This is a genomic window from Citrobacter sp. S55_ASV_140 (genome assembly GCF_018919505.1).
GTDB classification, from domain to species: Bacteria; Pseudomonadota; Gammaproteobacteria; order Enterobacterales; family Enterobacteriaceae; genus Citrobacter; species Citrobacter werkmanii.
The window spans coordinates 1-4163 of record NZ_JAHLQZ010000274.1 but is presented as its reverse complement, the minus strand read 5'-3'; the positions used below and the strand labels follow the sequence as shown (position 1 = coordinate 4163).

Annotated in this window: 4 protein-coding genes; 2 read left to right on the top strand and 2 right to left on the bottom strand. The window is 52.9% G+C overall.

From position 1 onward, the window contains the following. On the top strand, positions 1 to 295 hold a 295-nt coding region (locus tag KQJ18_RS22270), incomplete at its 5' end, for a DUF2755 family protein (RefSeq protein ID WP_216422763.1). Here KQJ18_RS22270 and KQJ18_RS22265 read toward each other — a convergent pair. Next, positions 280 to 1383 (bottom strand): DUF1615 domain-containing protein, encoded by a 1104-nt coding sequence (locus KQJ18_RS22265; protein WP_069323930.1) that lies wholly within the window; start codon positions 1381 to 1383, stop codon positions 280 to 282. The genes KQJ18_RS22270 and KQJ18_RS22265 overlap by 16 nt on opposite strands. A gap of 14 nt (positions 1384 to 1397) precedes the next feature. After that, on the bottom strand, positions 1398 to 2618 hold the full coding sequence (sbmA, locus tag KQJ18_RS22260; protein ID WP_038638093.1) for a peptide antibiotic transporter SbmA: 1221 nt from the start codon (positions 2616 to 2618) through the stop codon (positions 1398 to 1400). A 384-nt stretch (positions 2619 to 3002) separates the two neighbouring features. Here sbmA and ampH point away from each other — a divergent pair, with 384 nt between their 5' ends. Further along, entirely contained in the window at positions 3003 to 4160 is a 1158-nt protein-coding gene (gene ampH, locus KQJ18_RS22255; protein ID WP_038638090.1) for a D-alanyl-D-alanine-carboxypeptidase/endopeptidase AmpH, read from the top strand. Positions 4161 to 4163 lie beyond the last annotated feature (3 nt).

The following is a 4163-nucleotide window of genomic DNA, read 5'->3' as shown; positions in this document are numbered from 1 at the left end:
GTTTAAGGGCAAGCATCGGGATACCTCCTCCCTGCCCGGCAACATTGCGTATGCCATATTTGTGCTGTTTTGCTTTTGGGCAGGCGCGCAGATTTTAAATTTGCTGGCCCACGCACCCGGTATCTATGAGCAGTTGATGCAGTTGCAAATGCAAGAGACAGGACGCCCGCGCGTTGAAATTGGTTTAGGCGTCGGTACCCTGTTTGGGCTGATCCCTTTCCTGGTCGGTAGCCTGATTCTTGGCGCCGTCGCGACAATTATCCGCTGGCGCCGCCGTCATCATAACGATGACTGAGCCATACACTTCGCCCGACGATCGTCCACGCGTTTAGCAAACCACGCGGTCGTCAGATTACGCGTGATCTTCGGGCTTTCCAACTGAATGCCAGGCAGCATTTCACGAGGTAGCGATTTACCGCTCTTCGCTTCCGCCAGCTTATAGACCTTCTCGTACAGCGCAGTCTCTTCAAAGGCCAGGCTATCGCCCTTTTGCAGTTGCCGGTGGATCTCACTCTCGCTCATCCCCAGCTTCCCGGCCAGCTTGCGTACCGCCAGCTCCGTTTTCCCCGGCTCGCTGCTGCCGTAGAGAATCAAATCCCCGTCCAGCGCCAGCTTCACTCCGCTGGCTTTACTGACTGCATTCTGGAAAGCCGCATTGCGGCTGGCGTACCAGCCGGCATTAAAATCTGCAAAACGGAAGATGGGCGCACTGTAATTCGCCGGATAATTGAGCAGATGATAAGTGCCAAACCACAGTCCGCCGCGTCGGCTGAACACTTCCTGACGGACCGTCCCTGCCATTTTCCATGGATAGCCGCTGGCGTGCTGCTCGGCAAACGCAATGCTGACCTGCATCGGTCCGCCGGTATGCACCGGATTCAGTGAACCAAACAGCGTCTGCCCCATCGGTACCATATTGATGAAATCATCAAAGATGGCACTAAGCTGTTTTTCCGTCTTCACCGTATCCAGACGCTCACTGTAGCTTTTCCCCGTTGGGGAGTTAATCTTCAGCGCAGTGTGCACCACAAACAGCGGAATATGCATGCGCTCGGCGCGACGGTCGATCTCTTTCCAGGCGATTTTACTTAAGCCAGGAACCGCCGGATCGGCCTGGTAGTTTGACTCCTGTTGCGCGACCGCCAGCACCGAACAGATGTTTTCAACCGTTGGCGCCAGCTTCTGGCTTTCAAACGTCTTCGCCAGATCCTGCGCCCACGCATCCCGGTCTTTCACGCTGGCGGGCATTTTCTGGCGCACCACGCTCGCCACATCGACGGCTTTCTCCCCTTTTTTTAACGGCTGCGCGGGTTGGCTACTACATCCCACCAGCACCAATGCTGCCAGTCCGGACCAGGGGTAAAGACGGGAAACCGTCGACATAACATCTCCTTTTGTTAGCTAAGCGTATGGGTAACTTCCTGAATATCCTGGCCATCAAGTTCACGTTCAAAGCTGCGCAGACGCTTATAGATAGACATCAGTTCAACTAAGGTTGTCCAGGAGTTAATCAGATACTGGAACGAGCCGCGCACCTGGCCAAACACGTTGGTAATTTGCGTCATCAAACCGAGCGTAATCGTACCGGCAACAATTGACGGAAACAGCAGGAACAAACCGAAAACGTTATCAACCTGCAGGTACAGAATACGGGCGATATTAAAATACATGTAGTGAAAATAGAGACGGAAATAGTTTTGCCGCACCGCATGGAACAGTTCACGCACCGTCGGCGGCGTTGCACGACTGGCATCATCTTCACCGTATACCAGTTCTTTACGGTAAGCCGCTTCCACACGCTGGTTTTTAAACTCCAGACCCGGAAGCTTGATCCCGACTACCGCCAGCAAGCCGGTTCCCATCAGCGACCAGACAATCGCGGCAATCACCAGCCCATAAGGAACATGTCCAATAATCGGCAGATCAGGAACATGCGCCGACAGCGTAACCAGTACCGGCAAGAAGGCAATCAGCGTCATAATGGCGTTGATAAAGCTGACGCCCATATTTTCCAGCGTGGAGGCAAAACGCATGGTGTCTTCCTGCACACGCTGTGCTGCGCCTTCGATATGACGCAGATGCTGCCAGTGCGCCATATAGTGTTCGTTCATCGCGGTACGCCAGCGGAACACATAGTGACTGACGAAGAAATTGTTCATCACGCCAATGACCACGGCAATCAGCGCAATGCCGAGAAAGATCCCCACTTCATTATAGAACTGCTCAATTTTCACCTTATGCGGTGCGCTGAGCGCGGTTTGAATGAGATCGTAGAATGGCGCATACCAGGCGTTGACGGCGACGCCGACCTCAACCAGAAACCAGGTCACAAAAATTATCAGCGAGGTACCGAGAATGGACCAATACTGCCAGCGGTGCGGGCTGTAGAGAAACCAGAACAGCGCGAACACCCCAACGCAAAGAATGTAATAAGCATAAAAAATCAGGTAATCCAGCGACCAGAAACGCGCTGCGCTAATCGGTACATCCCCCGACGCGCCGGTAATGCGCGCCACCCAGGCTCCCCCACCTGCTTGCCAGAATACAACAGCGACCAGTGCCCAAATAAATGCCGAAATAAAGAACGGTCCCGGCTTTGGGAAAAAAGACTTAAACATAGTGCTCTCCTGCTAACTTCTTATCGTTATGACGACTGCTGTGCGTTTGCCACCGGGAAATGCGGCGGCGAGACGGCTTACGCCAAAAAACACAAGCTGAAACCGACAATTGTGACCAAAACCGTGGCACATAGTTCGCCCCACGGCGATGAAGAATTGTTTCTGTGGTTTTCACACTCGACAACGTTCCAGCATGTGCAGATTATCACAGCGTGAGATCACAAAAGCGAACATCCACAATCCGGGAAACACTCACGTTTACTCATCGTTACGTTTTTCACACTATTATTGGCTGATAAGCGCTTTGCAATACGCCATTGAGTAGTATAAATACGCATACGCACGACATCCTTTTTCACTTTTTCTAACTCATGGACACCACCGTTGAAACGTAGTCTGCTTTTTTCTGCCGCGCTGTGTGCGGCGTCATTGACATCTGTCCAGGCGGCACAGCCTATAACCGATCCGGTCTTCGCCTCAGATATCGTCGATCGTTATGCCGACCATATATTTTACGGCAGTGGTGCTACGGGGATGGCGCTCGTGGTGATTGATGGTAATCAACGCGTATTTCGTAGCTTCGGCGAAACGCGCCCCGGCAATAATGTTCATCCACAACTGGATTCCGTGATTCGCATTGCCTCTATCACTAAATTAATGACCAGCGAAGTGCTGGTGAAATTACTCGATCAGGGCACGGTTAAACTCAACGATCCCTTGAGTAAATATGCACCACCTGGCGCACGCGTGCCGACTTATCAGGGAACGCCAATCACGTTGGTGAATCTGGCGACGCATACCAGCGCGCTGCCGCGCGAACAGCCTGGCGGCGCAGCACATCGCCCGGTGTTTGTCTGGCCAACCCGCGAACAACGCTGGAGCTATCTCTCAACCGCCACGCTTAAAGCCGCGCCAGGATCGCAGGCTTCTTATTCAAATCTGGCATTCGACCTGTTGGCCGACGCGTTGGGAACTGCTGCCGGTAAGCCTTATCCGCAGGTGTTTGAAGAAAAAATCACCCGACCGCTGGGAATGAAAGACACCACCTTTACCCCATCCCCGGATCAATGCAGACGTCTGATGGTCGCGGAAAAAGGCGCCAGCCCTTGTAACAATACCCTGGCGGCAATGGGTAGCGGCGGTGTCTATTCAACGCCCGGCGATATGATGCGCTGGATGCAACAGTATCTCTCTTCTGATTTTTATCATCGCAGCCAGCAAGCCGACCGTATGCAGACGCTGATTTATCAGCGTACGCAGTTAACCAAAGTGATAGGGATGGACGTTCCGGGCAAAGCCGATGCGCTTGGTTTGGGCTGGGTGTATATGGCACCGAAGAATGGCCGCCCGGGAATTATTCAAAAAACCGGTGGTGGCGGTGGTTTTATTACCTATATGGCAATGATTCCGCAGAAAAACGTTGGGGCATTTGTCGTGGTGACCCGTTCTCCGCTGACGCGCTTTACCAATATGAGTGACGGTATTAACGATCTGGTCACAGAGTTGAGCGGAAACAAACCGCAGGTTATTCCCGCATCCTGATTC